We start from the raw sequence: 17927 nt of genomic DNA on the forward strand, positions 1-17927 counted from the left end.
GGGCCTGGCACCTCACCGGACGAGTCCGATGGCCTCGATCTCGATCATCCACTCGGGCGCGGCGAGCGAGGAGACCTCCACGAACGACTCCGCCAGGTGCGGCTTGTCCGGGAAGTGCTCCGCGCGCAGCTTGGCGTAGACGTCCTGCTGTGTGATGTCGGTGACGAACACGGTCGCCTTGACCACGTCGGCGAGGCTGGAGCCCGCATTCGTCAGCACCGTCGACAGATTCGCGAGCGCCTGACGGGCCTGCGCCTCGAAGTCCCCGGCGCCGACCGTGGCCCCCTGGGCGTTGATGGGAGCCTGTCCCGAGGTGAAGACGAGGTTTCCGACCCGGACCCCGAGTGAGATACCGGCCGACTCGTACCAGTCGGGTTCCGCGGAGACGCGCACACGTTCGGCGGCGGGCTGTGTGACGGACATACTGCTGACGCTCCCTCAAGGTCGCTACGGAGAAGGTCAAGTGGCCACGAGTGGCCACTCGACCTGATCTCTGAGGACAGCCGCGAGACGCCGAGATCCATTCCCGGCGGTCCTGGGGAGTGTCGTCGAAGTAGCGTCGTCCGCCCGGCGGGCAGGCGGGACTTTGACGACACGACCTAGGCCACCGGGGCCCTCCCGCCCGACGCGGCCACCACACGTTCGGTGACCTTCACCGGTTCCGTACCGACCGCGCTGTGCCGTTCGGCCCAGTTCTCCAGGGCCGTGCGGCAGGCGTGGTCCAAGTGGTGCAGCCCGGAGAGATCCAGCTCGACCGGCCGGTCCTGGGGCAGCGCCTCCAGGCTGTCGAGGATCTTCGGCAGCCGCAGGAAGGTCGCGTTGCCCGACAGGTACGCCTGGATCGGGCCGGCGCCCTTGTCGATGACCTCCAGCTTGACGTGCGACGCATCCCAGGCGGTCTTGACGACCGACAGGGCCAGACCGATGAGCACGCCCTCGAACATGTTCACCGCGACGATCGACACGGCCGTGATCACGAGGATCAGAGCCTCGCCCTTGTGGCCCCGCCACAGCGCCGCGATCTGGCGGAACGGGATCAGCTTCCAGCCCGCGTGCACGAGGATGCCGGCGAGAGCGGGGATCGGGATCAGCGCCAGGGCGGACGGCAGCGCGGCGGCGAACAGCAGCAGCCACACGCCGTGCAGCACACGCGACGCCTTGGTCTTCGCGCCCGCGTTGACGTTGGCGGAGCTGCGCACGATCACCGCGGTCATGGGCAGCGCGCCGAGCAGACCACAGACCGTGTTGCCCGTGCCCTGGGCGATCATTTCCTTGTCGTACTGGGTGCGCGGACCGTCGTGCAGCCGGTCCACGGCCGCCGCGCTGAACAGGCTCTCCGCCGACGCGATCAGCGTGAACGCGATGATGGTGCCCCAGATGGCAGGGCCGGCCAGCTCACCGAATGCCTCCGGCCCCGGCGGCTGGATGACGCCGAGCAGGCCCTCCACCTGGACGGTGGCGACCGGCAGGCTGAGGGCGAACGTGGCGATGGTGGCCAGCATGACCGCTGCGAGGGCGCCGGGCACGGCCTGCGCCTTCTTGGGCATCTTCTTCCACAGCACGAGGAAGGCGATGGTGCCCGCGCCGATCGCGAGCGAGGCCAGAGCCTCCGTGCTGCCGAGCGCGGCGGCGAAGGCCCCCGGGAGCCCCACGAGCTTGCCGATACCGGTCTCCGGGGCCTTCAGGCCCGCCGCCGCGTATATCTGCCCGGCGATGATCACCAGACCGATGCCGCAGAGCATGCCCTCGACGACGGAGACGGATATCGCCCGGAACCAGCGGCCCGCCTTGAGGAATCCCATGGCGAGCTGGAGCAGCCCGGCGACCAGCACGATCACGCCGAGCGTGGGCACCCCGAACTCGCTGACAGCCTCGAAGACCAGCACGGTCATGCCCGCGGCGGGCCCGGACACCTGGAGGCTGCTGCCGCGCATGAGCCCGGTGACGAGGCCGCCCACGATGCCGGTGACGAGCCCGAGCTCCGCGGGGACCCCGGAGGCGACCGCCACGCCGACGCACAGCGGCACGGCGACCAGGAAGACGACGATGGAGGCAGCGAAGTCCTGCCTCAGGTGAGGAAACTTCGACAACATGGTCACTCGTCCCCTCAGAGCGTCTCGAACGTGTCCGATTGCGCGCGGTGTTCCCGGACGGTCCCGGTGTGGACCTCGTAGTACCAGCCGTGCAACTGGAGTTGGCGCGCCTGGAGGCGCTCCTCGATGCACGGGTAGGAGCGCAGTCGCTCCAGCTGAGTCAGCACGTGGTTCTGCACGGCCTCGGCGACCGCCGGGTCGGCGGGGTCGGAGCACTTGGGCTCGTCCGCGGCGTGCGCGAGCCAGTCGCGCACGGCGGGAACGGCGGTCAGGTCGTCGTGGCGGACCACCGCACCGACGGCGCCGCAGTGGGAGTGGCCGCACACCACGACGTGCTTGACGCCGAGCACCTGCACGGCGTACTCGATCGTGGCCGCCTCACCAGTGGGGGTGGCGGAGGCGTACGGGGGGACGATGTTGCCCGCGGTGCGCAGCTCGAACAGTTCGCCGGGGCGGGCGCCCGTGATCAGGGCCGGAACGACCCGGGAGTCGGAGCAGGTGACGAACAGGACCTCGGGCGACTGGCCCTCGGCCAGCCCGGCGAACTCCTCAGGGCGCTGTCCGAACGTGCGGGCGTTGTCGATGAGGGGTTGCATGATGTGACTCCTCCTGGCGCGCCGTGGGGGCGCGTCGGGCTTACAGGACTACAGGACAGAGATGTGGGGGGTCTGCTCCGCAGCGGAACACCTGTTGGTACGGCCGGCGAGTGGCCTGACACTCATCTCGACGTGCGGTGGTACGCGACACCAGGCATGGCCCGCTCGGGTCTTGGCCATGGAGTGACAGGCCGTGTGCGCAGATGCGAAGGACGCCGAGCGTGTGAGGAACGGAAGGACGAGGAGGGCGGCACCGAGGAGCCAAGCACGGCCCGAAAGACCGTCATGCCTCCGAACATGCGCCCCCCTCCAGGCAGTTCACTACCTTTTGCGCTTACCAAGGTACGGTCAAGGACCGGTCAAGAACACTTTAACCTGGCAAAGTCGTGTGCCGGGTTAACCCAACGTTTCCAGCTGAAGAGAACCTGCAAATCGAAGCAGGCTTGGACGTCACGCTGGAGTGCTCGCCGCGTGCCCGGGCGGAGTTCAGCGCGCAGGGGTGAACAGCGCGGGGAGCGCCGCCCGGAGCGCTTCCCGCCAGTCGCGCAGCGGCGGCAGTCCCGCCTGCCGCCAGCGCGCGTGGCCCAGGACGCTGTATGCCGGGCGCGGTGCCGGGCGGGGGAAGGCCTCGCTCGTCGTGGGGCGGACGCGGTCGGGGTCCGCGCCCAGGAGGTGGAAGGTCTCGCGGGCGAGGTCGTGCCAGGTGCCGTCGCCCGCGTTCGTGGCGTGGTAGACGCCCGGCGGCGCGTCAGCGCGGCCCAGGGCGACGAGGAGGCGGGCGACGTCGGCGCTCCACGTGGGCTGGCCGCGCTGGTCCGCGACGACGTCCACGAAGGGGCGTTCCGCCTCCAGACGGGCCATGGTGCGTACGAAGTTGGCGCCGCCCGCTCCGTACAGCCAGGCCGTCCGGATCACGTAGCCGTCCTCGGGGAGCAGCTCCAGGACGGCGCGTTCGCCCGCGAGCTTGGTGCGGCCGTACGCGGTGCGGGGGGCGGGGAGCGCGTCCTCGGCGTACGGAGCCGAAGCGCGGCCGTCGAAGACGTAGTCCGTCGAGACGTGCAGCAGTCGGCAGCCCTGCGCGGCGCACGCCTCCGCCAGCGAGCGGACCGCCGTGGCGTTGACGGCCAGGGCCTCGGCCTCGCGCGTCTCGGCGTCGTCCACGGCCGTCCAGGCCGCGCAGTTGACGACCACCGAGGGGCGCAGCGCCGCCACCGCCTCGCGGATCGCGTGAGCGTCGCACACGTTCAGGTCGCGGCGCGTGAGGCCGACAGCCTCGTCGCCCAAGCAGGTCAGCACATCGCGGGCCAGTATCCCGGCCGCGCCGGTCACCAGCCAGGGGCGGCCCGTCACAGCGCCGCCCGGCTCAGCAGCGGCTGCCACCAGGAGCGGTTGTCGCGGTACCAGGCGACCGTCTCGGCGAGGCCCGTCGCGAAGTCCTTGGCCGGGCGGTAACCGAGCTCGTCGCGGATCTTGGTCCAGTCGACCGCGTACCTGCGGTCGTGGCCCTTGCGGTCCTCGACCTGCTGCACGTGGGACCAGTCCGCCCCGCAGGCGTCCAGCAGGAGGGACGTCAGCTTGCGGTTGGACAGCTCCGTCCCGCCGCCGATGTTGTAGATCTCGCCCGCCCGGCCCCGCGTCCGTACGAGCTCGATCGCGCGCACGTGGTCGTCGACGTGCAGCCAGTCCCGCACGTGCGAGCCGTCCCCGTACAGGGGCACCTTTCCGCCGTCCAGCAGCCGGGTGATGAAGAGGGGGACGACCTTCTCGGGGAAGTGGTGGGGGCCGTAGTTGTTCGAGCAGCGCGTGACCCGGACGTCCAGGCCGTGGGTGCGGTGGTAGGAGAGCGCGATGAGGTCGGCCGACGCCTTGGAGGCGGCGTACGGCGAGTTGGGTCGTACCGGCTCGCCCTCCGTCCAGGAGCCCGTCTCGATCGAGCCGTACACCTCGTCCGTCGAGATGTGGACGAAGGGCGCGGTGCGGTGACGCAGGCAGGCGTCCAGCAGGGTCTGCGTGCCGAGCACGTTCGTGCGGACGAACTCGGCGGCGCCGAGGATCGAGCGGTCGACGTGCGACTCGGCGGCGAAGTGCACGACCTGGTCGTGCTCGGAGACCAGCTTGTCGACGAGGTCGGCGTCCCGGATGTCACCGTGGAGGAAGGCGAAGCCGGGGTGGTCGCGCACGGGGGCGAGGTTGGCGAGGTTTCCGGCGTAGGTGAGGCGGTCCAGGACCGTGACCTCGGTCCGGGCGGGCCCGTCGGGGCCCAGCAGCGTGCGGACGTAGTGCGAGCCGATGAAACCGGCGCCGCCGGTCACCAGAATGCGCGTGATGGCGGTCGTCATGACGAGATCTGCACCTTGCTGTGATCGCCGAGCACCAGGCGGTGGGCGGCCGGGATGGGCGGGGCGGGGGTGATCTCGACGTTACGGCCGATAAGGGACGCTTCCACGCGACCCACGCCGTGGAGGGAGGAGCCGCTGAGCACGATGGAGTACTCGATCTCGCTGTCCGTCACCCGGCAGTTCTCGGCGATGGAGGTGGACGGGCCGATGTAGGAGTTCTCGACGACCGTGCCCGCGCCGATGACCGCCGGGCCGACGATCCGCGAGCCGCGCACGGTCGCGCCGCCGCCGATGCGGACGCGGCCGATGATCTCGGTGGCGGCGTCGACGGTGCCTTCGTTCGCCGGGGTGAGGATCTCCAGGACGGAACGGTTCACCTCCAGCATGTCGGCGACGTTCCCGGTGTCCTTCCAGTAGCCGGAGATGATCGTGGAGGTGACCGTGCGGCGCTCGTCGATGAGCCACTGGAGCGCGTGCGTGATCTCCAGCTCGCCGCGCGCCGACGGCGTGATGGCGCGGACGGCCTCGTGGACGGCGGGCGAGAAGAGGTACACCCCGACCAGGGCGAGGTCGCTGCGCGGATGCGCCGGTTTCTCCTCCAGGCGCGCCACCCGCCCGTCGATGTCGAGTTCGGCGACGCCGAAGGCGCGTGGGTCGGGCACCTTGGTCAGCAGGATCTGCGCGTCGGGGCGGCTCGTACGGAACTCCTCGACCAGGTCCGTGATGCCGCCGACGATGAAATTGTCGCCGAGGTACATCACGAAGTCGTCGTCGCCGAGGAATTCACGGGCGATCAGCACGGCGTGCGCGAGGCCGAGCGGCGCGTGCTGCGGGATGTACGTGACGTCGAGGCCGAAACGCGAGCCGTCGCCGACGGCGGCACGGATCTCGTCGGCGGTGTCGGGGGCCACGATGATGCCCGTGTCGCGGATTCCGGCGGCGGCGATGGACTCGAGTCCGTAGAAGAGCACCGGCTTGTTGGCGACGGGCACGAGCTGCTTGGCGGACGTGTGTGTGATGGGGCGCAGCCGGGTGCCGGCCCCTCCGGAGAGTACGAGTGCTTTCACTGGGCCTACCTTCAACGAGAGTTGACGCCGCGCCTTGCGTACGGCCGTGAGCCATACGTGTGATTCGCAAAGTCGGTTTTGTGGCGATAATGCACGTACAGCGAACTGTATTGCGTTTACGCCCGTTTAAGTGTGTTAATCGGTGCTTCGCGTCGTACCGTTGGTATTGCTACGTTCGTCAACATGAACGTCCGAATGTCGTCCTCTTGGGACGTGCGGAAAGCCCGGATCGTCGTCCTCGTCGTCGCGGCGGTCGCGTTCCTCTCGAAAGTCGCGCTCGCGGCCTCCACCCGGGGGCCCGCCGATGTGCGCTTCTTCTGGGGCTTCGCGCGGGCCATCGCCCGGACGGACCCCATTCGCGTCTACGCCGAGCCGCTGCCCTGGCTGCCCGTCTACAACCACCCGCCGCTGGCGAGCTGGATGCTGCTCGTCATGGAGTGGCTCGCCCAGCACGGGGTGCCGTGGCGGCCGTTGATCCGGTTCCCGGCGTGCCTGGCCGACTTCATCACCGTGCTGCTGGTGTTCGAGATCGTACGGAGGCGGGGCCGGCTGCGGACGGCCGTCGCCTGCGCGCTGGGCGCGGCCCTGTGCCCGGTCCTCGTCGCCACCTCCGGGTACCACGGCAACACCGACTCGGTGGCGGTGATGTTCGCCTTCGCGGCCGCGTACCTGCTCGTCGACCGCAAGATGCCGAGGGCGGCGGGCGTCGCGGCGGCGCTCTGCGTCAGTGTGAAGATCGTCCCGGTGGTGGCGGTTCCGCTGCTGTTCGTCGCCGCCTGGCGCGCCGGGCGCCCCACCCTCCTCCGGTTCGGCGGGGGCTTCGCGGTGCTGTTCCTCACCGTGTGGGGCCCGGTCATCGCCACCGTGCCGGGCGCGCTCAAGGCGAACGTGCTCGAGTACGCGGGCGGCAACTTCAGCTTCTGGGGCATCATCCGCTTCGCCCGCTGGGCCGGGGTGCCGGAGCCGTACGTGGCGCTCGTGCGCGGCGACGGGCACTTCCTCATCGTCGCGGCGATCATGGCGGCCGGGGTGTGGCTCGCCTGGCGCCGGCCCGGCGACGCACCCGTGGCCGTCGCCACCACCCTGGGGCTGCTGCTCCTGCTGAGCACCGCCTCGGGGGTGCAGTACCTCGCCTGGCCGGCGGCCGGGCTCTTCGTCATCGGCCTGTGGCAGGGGATCGCGTACGGCGCCGTCGTCGGCGGCGTGGCCGTGTCCGTCTACGCGGGGCAGCGGCCCGTCCACTGGACGGACACGGAGATGGCGTTCGGCGCGCTGGGGTGGGCGGTGCTGGCGGTGTGCGTGGCGACCGGCATCCACCGCGCGCTGGGCGCGGCGGCGAGGGGCCGCGATCCGGGGGCGCCCGCCGTGGAGATCGCCAGGCCGCGCACGGAAGCGCGATCGGCCCGGTCGGCCAACTGACCCAGTCCCGCAGAACCCCCCGGTACCCGTGACCCCACGAGTGGAGAAGTCCCATGACTCCCGACACCCCCGCCAGCCCCGAAAGCCCCCCGCGTATCGGGGTCCTCGTCGTCGCGTACAACGCCGAATCGACCCTCGAGAAGACCCTCGACCGCATCCCCGCCGACTTCCGGCCGCGCATCGCCGAGATCCTCATCCTCGACGACGCCAGCCACGACGCCACCTTCACCGCCGGCTGCCGCTGGTCCCAGCTCGACGGCATGCCCCCCACCGTGGTCATGCGCCACACCAAGAACCTCGGCTACGGCGGCAACCAGAAGGCCGGTTACGCCCTCGCCGCCGAGCGCGGCCTCGACATCGTCGTCCTCCTCCACGGCGACGGCCAGTACGCCCCCGAGCTGCTCCCGCAGATGGTCGAGCCCCTCGAACGCGGCGAGTGCGAAGCCGTCTTCGGCTCCCGCATGATGCGGCCCCGCGACGCCCTGCGCGGCGGCATGCCCGCCTACAAGTGGCTCGGCAACCGCATCCTGACCCGGCTGGAGAACGCGCTCCTGGGCTCGGCCCTCACCGAGTTCCACTCCGGCTACCGCGCCTACAAGGTCGACGCCCTACGGCGGCTGCCCATCGACCGCAACACCGACGCCTTCGACTTCGACACCCAGATCATCGTCCAGCTCGTCGACGCCGGCATGCGCATCAAGGAGATCCCCATCCCCACCTACTACGGGGACGAGATCTGCTACGTCAACGGCCTGCGGTACGCCAAGGACGTCGTCAAGGACGTCCTCGCCTACCGCCTCGCCAAGAAGGGCTTCGGCACCTGCGACTGGATTCCCAAGCCCGTCACGTACGCCTTCAAGGAGGGCGACGGCTCCTCGCACGCCGTCATCCTGGACCGGATGCGCGACCTGCCGCCCGGGCGCGTCCTCGACGTCGGCTGCTCCGGCGGCCTGTTCGCCGAGCGCCTCGAAGCCCTCGGGCACACGGTCACCGGCATCGACTGCGTGGAGGTCGACGGCGTGCGCGAGCGCTGCTCCGGCGGGTTCCACCGGGCCGACCTGGAGGAGGGGCTGCCCGACGCCGTCCACGAGGCCGGCGGGTTCGACTACGTCGTCGCCGGCGACGTCGTCGAACACCTCTCGCGCCCCGAACGCCTCCTCGCCGAACTGCGCGACGTGCTCCGCCCCGACGGACACGTCCTGCTGTCCGTGCCGAACTTCGGCCACTGGTACTCGCGGCTGCGCGTCGCGCTCGGCATCTTCGACTACGACCGGCGCGGCATCCTCGACGAGACGCACCTGCGCTTCTTCAGCCGCGCCAGTCTGCGCCGCACTGTACGCTCCGCCGGCTACGACGTGCTGTCCCTCCGCGCCACCGGAGCGCCGTTCTGGTCCGTCCTCGGCGGCGGACCGGCGGCCAGGGCGCTCGGCGCGCTGTCGAAGCTGCTGACCCGGATCCGGCCGACCCTCTTCGGCTACCAGTACGTCGCCGTGCTCACCCCGCACGCGGCGCGGACGATCATCGCTGGGGAGCACATCGATGTCCAGGACATCCTCAACCGCCAGTACGTGCCGACCGACGTCCCCGCCGCTGTCCCGGCCCACCGCGTGGGCGTCTGAGAGGCGGACGTTGACCCTGGCCAGCTTCTCCCTGCTGCTGTTCGCGGTGTTCTCCTCCGCCGCCGGGCAGATCATGCTCAAGCACGGCATGCGGGCCGCCGCCACCGCCGCCGAGAAGAGCGGCGGCTCCCTCGCCGTGCGCGCCGCGACCACGCCCTGGGTGCTGGTCGGCCTCGCCGTCTTCGCCGTCTCCGCCGTCGCCTGGATGTCCACCCTGGCGCGGGTGCCGCTGTCGGTCGCGTACCCCTTCAACGCCCTCGGCTACCTGCTCATCGTGCTGGCCGGCTCGACCCTCCTGCACGAGCGGACCTCGCCGTGGACCTGGGCCGGGTCGCTGCTCGTGGTCATCGGCCTCGTCACCGTCTTCGCCGGCCAACGCTCCTGACATCGGACATCGGACATCGGAGGGACCGCATGACCCAGCTCAGCGTCGTCGTCTCGGGCCGCGCCCCCCTCAGCCGGCTGCGCGCGTGCCTGGAGAGCGTCACCGCGCAGCCGTACGCGCGCCTCGACGTCGTGGTGACCGTGCCGCTCGACGACCCGGCCGCCCGCGCGCTCGCCGAGACCCACGAGACGCGCGACCCGCGCGTCACCGTCGTCCCCGTCTCGCCGCACGCGTCGACGGCCACCGCGCGGGCCGCCGCCGCGGGCGCCGCGCGAGGGGCGTACGTGCAGTTCGTCCACCCCGACGACCGGCTGCCCGAGGGCGCGGCGGCCGCCCTGGCCGCCCGGCTCGACGCCCTGCCGGAGGCCGCGGCCGCCGACGTGCTGCTGTGCGACCACCGGCTGGCCCACTGGTGGGACGACGCCGCGCCCAGCGGCGACACCGAACTCCTCACCCGGCTGCCCCGGCTCACCAGCCTCGACGAGCGGCCCGACCTGCTGGACCTCGCGCCCGTCCTCGGCGCCCGCCTCATCAGCGCCCGGCTCCTCGCCGAACACCCCGGGCTCCTCGCCGTCGAGGGCGACCTGTACCCCGCGTACGCCGTTCTGCTCCTGGCCCGGCGCATCGCCTGCTGCGACACCGTCGCCCTCGTCCACCGCCGCGACCGGCCCGTCCAGCGGCGCGCCGCCGACCCCGAGCGGCACTTCGCGGCCTTCGGCCCGTACGAGCGGCTGCACGAGCTGTACGCCGGCTGCGACAACCCCGCCGTACGCGCCCGGCTGTACGACCGGATGACCGCCGACTACCTCGCCACCCTCGCCCGCCGCGACGAGCTGCCGCCCGCGCTCGTCGCCGAGTACTTCCGCCGCGCCGCCCGCCACGCGGCCCGCTTCCGGCCCGAGGGCCACCGCGCGCCCGGCGGCCTCGACGGCGTACGCCACCAACTCCTCGTACACGGCGCCTACCTCGGCTACCGGGCGCTGCGCGGCGCCAACGACAAGCGCCGCGCCCTCCAGTCCGCCGCGGGGGCGCGCGCCGAGCAGGTCGCGGCCGTCCGCACCCGGCGCCGCTACCGCGCGGCGCTGCGCCGCCGCGTCGACGAGGACCTCGCCGTCTTCTCGGCGTACTGGGGGCGGGGCGTCCACTGCAACCCCGCCGCCCTCGCCGCCGAGCTCGCCGAACTCGCGCCCGACATCCGCCGCGTGTGGGTCGTGGAGGAGGACCGCGTCCCGCTGCTGCCGCCCGGCACCGACCACGTCGTCCCGGGCACGCCCCGCTACTGGGACGTCCTCGCCCGCGCCAAGTACCTCGTCAACAACGTCAACTTCCCCAACGACGTCGTCAAGAGGCCCGGCTCCGTCCACGTACAGACCCACCACGGCACCCCGCTGAAGCGCATGGGCGTCGACCAGCGCGACCACCCGGCCGCCGCCCAGGGCCTCAACTTCGACGCCCTGCTGGAGCGCATCGACCGCTGGGACTACAGCCTCTCCGCCAACAGCCACTCCACCGAGACCTGGGCCCGCGCCTACCCCTCCGGCTACCGCTCCCTCGACTACGGCTATCCGCGCAACGACGTCTACTACCGGGCCACCGCCGAGGACGTCCTCGCCGCCCGCGCCCGCCTCGGCATCGCCCCGGGCCGCCGGGCCGTCCTGTACGCCCCGACCCACCGCGACCACGAGGCCCGCTGGACGCCCCGCCTCGACCTGCCGCGCCTCGCCGAGCGGCTCGGCGAGGACACCGTGCTGCTCGTCCGCGGCCACTACTTCCACGACCGTCTGCCCGGGCGCCGCCACCCCCGCGTCCTCGACGTCACCGGCTGGGACCCCGTCGAGGACCTCGCGCTCGCCGCCGACGTCCTCGTCACGGACTACTCGTCCCTCATGTTCGACTACGCCAACCTCGACCGGCCGATCGTCGTCCACGCCGACGACTGGGAGACGTACACCCGCGTCCGCGGCGTCTACTTCGACCTGACGGCCGAGGCCCCCGGGCCGGTCACCCGCGGCCAGGGCGAACTGACCGAGGTCCTCACCTCCACCGCCTGGTGCGACGAGACCGCCCGCAAGCAGCGCCACGACTTCCGGCTGCGCTTCTGCGAGTACGACGACGGGCACGCCGCCGAACGGGTCGTGCGCCGCGTCTTCCTCGGTGAGGGCGAGGAGGGTCTGCCGCCCGTGCTGCCCCTCGACCGGCGCACCCCCGCACCCACCCCCGAGGAGGCCGCGCGCCGATGAGCACCTTTCCGCACGTGCCCGATGTGACCGTCACCGTCATCGTCCACAACGACGCGGCGCGGCTGCCGCGCGCCGTCGCCTCCGTACGCGCCCAGACCCACCGCGCGATCGAGATCGTCATCAGCGACGACCACTCCACGGACGACACCCCGAAGGTCGCCGCCGCGCTCGCCGCCAAGGACGACCGGATCCGGCTGCTGCGGCTGGAGCGGAACAGCGGCGGCTGCGGCGCGCCCCGCAACCGGGCCGTCGAGATCGCCCGCGCGCCCTTCCTGATGTTCCTCGACAGCGACGACGAACTCCCGCCGAGGGCCGTCGAACTGCTGCTCGCCGCGCACCGCGAGGCGGACGTCGACTTCACCATGGGCGCGGTGGAGCGGGTGCGCGCCGACACCGGCGCCACCTCCACCTGGATGGCGTCGCTCTTCGGCAGGCGCCGCACGGTGCGGGGCATCGAGGACGAGCCGCGGCTGCTGTTCGAGCCGCTGTCGACCAACAAGATGTACCGCAGGGAGTTCCTCGACCGGCACCAGCTGCGCTTCCCCGAGGGCCTGCACTACGAGGACCAGCTCTTCTCGGCCCAGGCGTACACCCTGGCCCGCGCCTTCACCGTGCTCACCGAGCCCGTCTACCGCTGGTACATCGCCCCCTACGCCACCGCCGACGCGGCCACCATCTCCAACCGGCGGCACCTGATGTCCAACGTGCGGGACCGGATCGCCATCGCCCGGCTCATCGACGCGTTCCTGGAGGAGCAGGGCGTCTCGGCGGCCGTCCGGGAGGAGAAGGACTTCAAGTTCCTCTCCCACGACGTCCGGCTGTACGCGGGCGACCTGCCGTACCGGGACGTGGAGTGGGTCGCCGAGTTCGCCGCCGAGATGCTGCCGTATCTGGAGGGGCTGGCCCCGGCCGCGTACGAACGGCTGGGCTGGGTCGAGCGGGCCGTGCTCGGGCTGCTGCGCGAGGGCCGGTACGACGAGGCGCGGCTCGCCGCGCGAGGCCTCGTGCACGGCGTGGGGCCGCGCGAGACGAGCGCGGCAGGGCGGCGGACGTACTGGGGCGGGGAGGTGCCCGCGACCGAGGCCGGCCGCCGCGACCTGGACCTGACGGAGCTGGACCTGGAGGGGTGCCCGTTCGGTGCGGCGCGCTTCCGGCACGAGATCACGCACCTGGCTCACACGGGCGCGGTCGTCGAGCTGGCGGTACGGACGTACGACCCCGGGCGGCGGCTGGCGCTCGCCCCCCAGCCGGCCCGGCTGCACCTGGCGCCCGGCGGGCGGCGCACCACCCTGCCGGTGCGGCTGGACCCGGCCGGGCGCGGCGTCTTCGAAGGCGCCGTACGCCTCGACCTGGCGGCCGTGGCGCTGCCCCCGCACGGCTTCTGGGGCGTGCGCCACCCCGTGCTGGAGGTCACCGACGGACACACCGCGAACGCGGGCGTGCTGCTGGCGCCGCTGGACTTCCCGCCCTTCGAGGTGGCCGGGCCCGCGCGGCACCGCGTCACCGTCGAGCCGGAGGGGCGCGACGCGGGGCGCCTCCAGGTGCGGTGGCGGCCGGGCGGGGCGGCGGGGCGGCTGCTCGTGCCGATGGCCCGGCGGGGCGTGGTCCGCCGGCTGGCCAAAGCCCTGCTCGTACGGGCCTGACCCCCTAGCGCGGCGCCGGGAACAGCATCGACACCGCCTGGCCCATCGACGGCGCCGGGCGGCGCTCCTCCAGCGGGACGACGGGCGCCAGCCGCTCCGGGTCCTCGCCCAGGAACACGTGGCGGACGACCCGCTCGGCCGCGTGCCCGTCGTCGTACGGGCAGAACCGCGCCCGGAACGCGGCCCGCAGCTGCGCCGAGCGCGAGCCCCGCCAGTGGCCGGTGACGAAGATGTCGATCAGCTCGTCCTCGGAGCGGGCCACCGCCCCGGGCGGGAAGGCGCGCAGGTCGAAGTAGGTGCCCCGGGCCGCGTCGTACACCGCCCAGTCCTCGGTGTGGACGACGATCGGCCGGTCCAGGTTGGCGTAGTCGAACATCAGCGAGGAGTAGTCCGTCAGCAGCGCGTCCGACGCGAGGCACAGCTGCTCGACGGACGGGTGCGCCGAGACGTCGATCACGCGGGAGCTGGTGGCGGTCAGGGGTTCGCCGTCGCCGTACGTCGGGTGGGCGCGCGCGAGGATCACGAACCGGGGGCCGAGCGCCACCGCCAGCCGGTCCAGGTCCAGCAGGTGCGGCTGCGGGTGGACGTAGTCGCGGTGGGTGGGCGCGTACAGGATCGCCGTGTGGCCCTCGGGGATGCCGAGCGTCTCGCGCAGCCGGGCGACGTCGGCGGCGCCGGCGCGTTGGAAGACGTCGTTGCGCGGGCTGCCGTACTCGAGCGTGCGGTACGCGGCCGGGTAGACCCGCTCCCACACGAGGGTGGCGTGGCGGTTGGGGGAGACGAGGTAGTCCCAGGTGTCGACCGCGCGCAGCAGCCCGGCGAAGTCCATGCCCCGGGCGGCGGCCGGCCGGTGCATCAGGTCCAGGCCCATGTGCTTGAGCGGCGTGCCGTGCTGGGTCTGGACCACGACCTGGCCGCGCCGCTTGACCAGCCGGCGGTCGAAGTTCACGTTGTTGACGAGGTACTTGGAGCGGGCCAGGGCCGTCCAGTACGCCGCCGAGCCCGGACGCACCCGGCGCGTGCCCGGCGGCACGGTGTGGGCGTACGCCGGCGCGCAGATCCACGCGGTGCGGATGTGCGGCGCCAGCTCCCGCACCCGCTCCTCGATGGCGGCCGGGCTGCACGCGTATCCCCGGCCCCAGTACGCGCCGAAGACCGCGCGGTCGTCGCGGACCGGCAGGCAGCGCTGGAGTCGGTAGTGCAGCTGGAGCAGCACGCCGCGCACCGAGCCCAGGATCCGGCGGGCGCTCGCGGCGAGGCGCTTCCTCGCCGTACGGGCGGCCATGAGCGTGCGGTACGTGCGGTGGCTGCCGCACCGCACCAGGGCGTGGCGCAGGCGCGTGGTGGCCTTCGGAGCGGCGAACGTGGGGGCGGCGCCCGGCGCGCGGTAGCGGCGGTAGTGCGCGCGGGCGCGCCGGAAGAAGCGGGCGCGCGTGCCGCGCGGCAGGCGCCCCGGCGCCATGAACACGGAGGTGAAGTGGTCCGCCATGCGGCGGCACAGCACCGGCCGCCAGTGCGCCAGCTCGGGGCGGCCGTCGAGGAACGCGAACAGCCGCTCGTACTGGTCGAACAGATCGAAGTGGCGCAGGCTCGTGGTGCTCAGGATGGAGCCGGAGCGGCGCTGGCGGTAGTGCACGCACACCCGGTCGAGCGTGGCGATCGACCCGGCGGCCAGCAGCGCCGGATAGGTCCACGGCGTGTCCTCGTAGAACCCGGGCGGGAAGGCGAAGCCCTCGCGCCGGACGAACTCCCGCTTGTACGCCTTGTTCCACACCACCATCAGCACCTTCAGCAGCCCCGGCCGGTCGGCGAGGGTGAAGGGCGCGGGGCCCTCCTGGCCGAGGTGGGCGTGGAACTCGTTGCGGACGGTCTCCCCGGTGGCGTACGTCCGGGCGTAGTCGTAGACCAGGACGTCCGGGTCGCCGGTCTCCTTGAGGCGGTCGGCGACGGCCTGGAGGGCGCCCGGTACGAGCGTGTCGTCGCCGTCGAGGAAGACGAGGTAGTCCCCGGTGGCGTGGGCGAGCCCGGCGTTGCGGGCCCGGCCAAGGCCGGAGTTCTCGGGCAGGTGCACGGCGACGACCCGGCGGTCGCGGGCGGCGAACTCGTCGACGATCGCACCGCAGCCGTCGGGCGAGCAGTCGTCCACGGCGATCAGTTCCAGGTCGTCGCAGGACTGGGAGAGCACCGACTCCAGGCACGCGTGCAGATAGGGCCGGACGTTGTACGCGGGGACGATGACGCTGAACCGGGGCATGGCCCGGGAACTTCCGATGGACCGACCGGGTTACGCGCCCCGTGGCATACGGGGGACCCGCGGGTGTACGTCCGCTGACCTGTACGTCATTTGACCGCCCCGGCCATCACCCCCGAGACGAACTGCCGCTGGAAGGCGAAGAAGACGGCGAGCGGGATCACCATCGAGACGAACGCGCCGGGCGCGAGCACGTCGATGTTGTTGCCGAACTGCCGGACCTGCTGCTGGAGCGCGACCGTGATCGGCGGGGACTCGGAGTCCGCGAAGATCAGCGCGACCAGCATGTCGTTCCAGACCCAGAGGAACTGGAAGATGCCGAGCGAGGCGATGGCCGGCCCGCCGAGCGGCATGACCACGCGCGTGAACAGCCGTATCTCGCCCGCCCCGTCGAGACGGGCCGCCTCCAGCAGCTCGCGCGGGATCTCCGCGAAGAAGTTGCGCAGGAGGAAGATCGCGAAGGGCAGGCCGAAGGCGACGTGGAAGAGCACGACGCCGAGTGTCGTCTCGAAGACGCCGACCGCGCCGAAGAGCTTCGACACGGGCACGAGCGCCACCTGGACGGGGACGACGAGCAGGCCGACGACCACCAGGAACCACCAGTCGCGGCCGGGGAAGTCCATCCAGGCGAAGGCGTAGCCGGCGAGCGAGCCGATGACGATGACGAGGACCGTCGCCGGGACGGTGATGAGGACGGTGGAGAGGAGGGAGCGGGTGAGGGTGTCGTTGTCGAGGATGCTCGCGTAGTTGGCGGTGGTGAGCTCGGCGGGGGCGGTGAACACCGTCCACCAGCCGGAGGCGTTGATGTCGGTGGGGTCGCGCAGCGAGGACAGCAGCAGGCCGATGGTGGGCATCAGCCAGAAGAGCGCCACGAGGACGAGGAAGACGCGCAGGGCGCCGCCCCCGGCGCGGGCGGCGAGGCGGGCGCCGAGCTTTGTCGTACCGGGTGCGCCGCTCATCGCCGCGTCTCCTTCCGTATGCGCCGGATGTTGAACAGCATCACCGGGATCACCAGCAGCAGGAGCAGGACCGAGATGGCACTGCCGACGCCGAGGTGGGCGTCCGTGCCGAAGGAGGAGCGGTAGAGCTGGAGCGCCAGGACGTTGGCGTCGTCCTGGACCGAGCCGGGCGCGATGATGAAGACCAGGTCGAAGATCTTCAGTACGTTGATCATCAGGGTGACGAGGACGACCGCCAGGACCGGCGCGAGGAGCGGGACCGTCACGCGGCGGAAGACCTGCCATTCGTTGGCGCCGTCCACGCGGGCCGCTTCGAGCAGCTCGCGGGGCAGGCCCGCCAGCCCGGCCGCGATCAGCACCATCGCGAAACCCGCCCACATCCACACGTAACTGCCGATGATGGCGGGCGTGACGAAGGACGGGCCGAGCCAGTCGACGCCGTTGTAGCGCGCGCGGAAGTTCGACTCGGGCAGGCGCAGGTGCGCGCCGTCGGCCGCGGCGGGGAGACTGAAGGTGCCGTCGGCCGCCGCCGTCGCGGTGGCGACGACCCTGCCGTCCTTGACCGCCTCGACCTTCAGGCCCTTGAGGCCGAGCTCCTTGGCATCGACGGTGTTGGGCGCGCCGCCGCCGCCCCGGGTGAAGTCCAGCCAGGCGGTGCCGGTGATCCGGTCGCCCGCCGGGGCGGGTGCCTTCGCGGGCGCGGCGTCGCCGGGCATGTCGGCCGGGGCCACGCCGATCAGCGGCAGCTTCGCCGGCGTGCCCGCCCGTACCGGCTCCTTGGTGACGAACGCGCCGCCGCCCGCCGCCTTGAGCGGGTGGACCGGGAGGGGGCGGGCCTTGGGATAGCCGGCCGACTCGGCGAACGTGTCGTGCACGCCCACCCAGACGGCGTTGGCGACACCGCGGTCGGGGTCCTGCTCGTACACCAGCCGGAAGATGATGCCCGCGGCGAGCATCGAGATCGCCATCGGCATGAAGACGACCAGCTTGAACGCCGTGCCCCAGCGGACCCGCTCGGTGAGCACCGCGAACATCAGGCCGAGGGCGGTGGCGACGGTCGGTGCCACCACCACCCACACGGCGTTGTTCTGGACAGCGGTGAGGATGGTGTCGTCGGTGAAGATCTCGGTGTAGTTGGCCAGCCCGGCGAAGGTGTCGCCGGACTGGTCGAAGAAGGACCGGTAGACCGAGTACCCGATCGGATACACCACGAGCGCGCCGAGCAGCACGAGCGCGGGCAGCAGGAAGGCCGCGGCCATCAGCTTGCGCGTGCCGGTCACGCGCCGGTTCGGGGACGGGGGAGCGGGGGAGAGGGC

Annotated in this window: 14 protein-coding genes; 5 read left to right on the forward strand and 9 right to left on the reverse strand. The window is 72.1% G+C overall.

Annotated features, from left to right (window positions below):
- Positions 1–12: 12 nt before the first annotated feature.
- The 6 genes from ACIRNI_RS30825 to ACIRNI_RS30850 form a co-directional block, all read right to left on the reverse strand.
- Positions 13–423: a RidA family protein gene (locus ACIRNI_RS30825; RefSeq protein WP_355363536.1), complete on the reverse strand. Its 411-nt coding sequence runs from the start codon at positions 421–423 to the stop codon at positions 13–15.
- Positions 424–599: 176 nt separating this feature from the next.
- A complete protein-coding gene (locus tag ACIRNI_RS30830) occupies positions 600–2093 on the reverse strand; it encodes a SulP family inorganic anion transporter (protein ID WP_355363534.1) in 1494 nt (497 codons plus the stop codon).
- A gap of 14 nt (positions 2094–2107) precedes the next feature.
- Positions 2108–2689: a carbonic anhydrase gene (locus ACIRNI_RS30835; RefSeq protein ID WP_355363532.1), complete on the reverse strand. Its 582-nt coding sequence runs from the start codon at positions 2687–2689 to the stop codon at positions 2108–2110.
- Between the two features lie 486 nt (positions 2690–3175).
- Positions 3176–4069: a dTDP-4-dehydrorhamnose reductase gene (gene rfbD, locus ACIRNI_RS30840; RefSeq protein ID WP_403556520.1), complete on the reverse strand. Its 894-nt coding sequence runs from the start codon at positions 4067–4069 to the stop codon at positions 3176–3178.
- Positions 4036–5028, reverse strand: a complete 993-nt coding sequence (gene rfbB, locus ACIRNI_RS30845; RefSeq protein ID WP_403556522.1) for a dTDP-glucose 4,6-dehydratase — start codon at positions 5026–5028, stop codon at positions 4036–4038. Before rfbB ends, rfbD begins: the two co-directional genes overlap by 34 nt.
- Positions 5025–6095 carry a glucose-1-phosphate thymidylyltransferase gene (locus ACIRNI_RS30850; protein ID WP_403556524.1) on the reverse strand — a complete coding sequence of 357 codons (1071 nt, stop codon included), beginning with the start codon at positions 6093–6095 and terminating at the stop codon, positions 5025–5027. The genes rfbB and ACIRNI_RS30850 overlap by 4 nt, the downstream gene beginning before the upstream one ends.
- 183 nt (positions 6096–6278) lie before the next feature.
- Between ACIRNI_RS30850 and ACIRNI_RS30855 the strand changes: the two genes are divergently transcribed.
- Genes ACIRNI_RS30855 through ACIRNI_RS30875 form a run of 5 tightly spaced genes read left to right on the forward strand, consistent with a single transcriptional unit; the run spans position 6279 to position 13401 of the window.
- Positions 6279–7514 (forward strand): glycosyltransferase family 39 protein, encoded by a 1236-nt coding sequence (locus ACIRNI_RS30855; RefSeq protein ID WP_403556526.1) that lies wholly within the window; start codon positions 6279–6281, stop codon positions 7512–7514.
- Positions 7515–7567: 53 nt separating this feature from the next.
- Entirely contained in the window at positions 7568–9133 is a 1566-nt protein-coding gene (locus ACIRNI_RS30860; RefSeq protein ID WP_403556528.1) for a methyltransferase domain-containing protein, read from the forward strand.
- A 10-nt stretch (positions 9134–9143) separates the two neighbouring features.
- Positions 9144–9518 carry a hypothetical protein gene (locus ACIRNI_RS30865; protein ID WP_403556530.1) on the forward strand — a complete coding sequence of 125 codons (375 nt, stop codon included), beginning with the start codon at positions 9144–9146 and terminating at the stop codon, positions 9516–9518.
- A 29-nt stretch (positions 9519–9547) separates the two neighbouring features.
- Positions 9548–11758: a CDP-glycerol glycerophosphotransferase family protein gene (locus tag ACIRNI_RS30870; RefSeq protein ID WP_403556532.1), complete on the forward strand. Its 2211-nt coding sequence runs from the start codon at positions 9548–9550 to the stop codon at positions 11756–11758.
- Positions 11755–13401 (forward strand): glycosyltransferase family 2 protein, encoded by a 1647-nt coding sequence (locus ACIRNI_RS30875; RefSeq protein WP_403556534.1) that lies wholly within the window; start codon positions 11755–11757, stop codon positions 13399–13401. The genes ACIRNI_RS30870 and ACIRNI_RS30875 overlap by 4 nt, the downstream gene beginning before the upstream one ends.
- 4 nt (positions 13402–13405) lie before the next feature.
- Here the strand turns inward: ACIRNI_RS30875 and ACIRNI_RS30880 are convergent, their stop codons facing one another.
- The 3 genes from ACIRNI_RS30880 to ACIRNI_RS30890 all read right to left on the reverse strand — a co-directional run bounded on the left by ACIRNI_RS30880 (position 13406) and on the right by ACIRNI_RS30890 (position 17891).
- Positions 13406–15655, reverse strand: coding sequence for a CDP-glycerol glycerophosphotransferase family protein (locus tag ACIRNI_RS30880; protein ID WP_403556536.1), 2250 nt, complete (start codon positions 15653–15655; stop codon positions 13406–13408).
- 86 nt (positions 15656–15741) lie between these two features.
- The gene (locus ACIRNI_RS30885) at positions 15742–16611 is read right to left on the reverse strand and encodes a carbohydrate ABC transporter permease (protein ID WP_403556537.1); all 870 of its coding nucleotides are present in this window, start codon (positions 16609–16611) and stop codon (positions 15742–15744) included.
- Positions 16608–17891 (reverse strand): carbohydrate ABC transporter permease, encoded by a 1284-nt coding sequence (locus tag ACIRNI_RS30890; RefSeq protein WP_403556583.1) that lies wholly within the window; start codon positions 17889–17891, stop codon positions 16608–16610. The genes ACIRNI_RS30885 and ACIRNI_RS30890 overlap by 4 nt, the downstream gene beginning before the upstream one ends.
- Positions 17892–17927: the final 36 nt, after the last annotated feature.

The organism is Streptomyces sp. NPDC093546 (genome assembly GCF_044765045.1).
GTDB lineage: Bacteria > Actinomycetota > Actinomycetes > Streptomycetales > Streptomycetaceae > Streptomyces.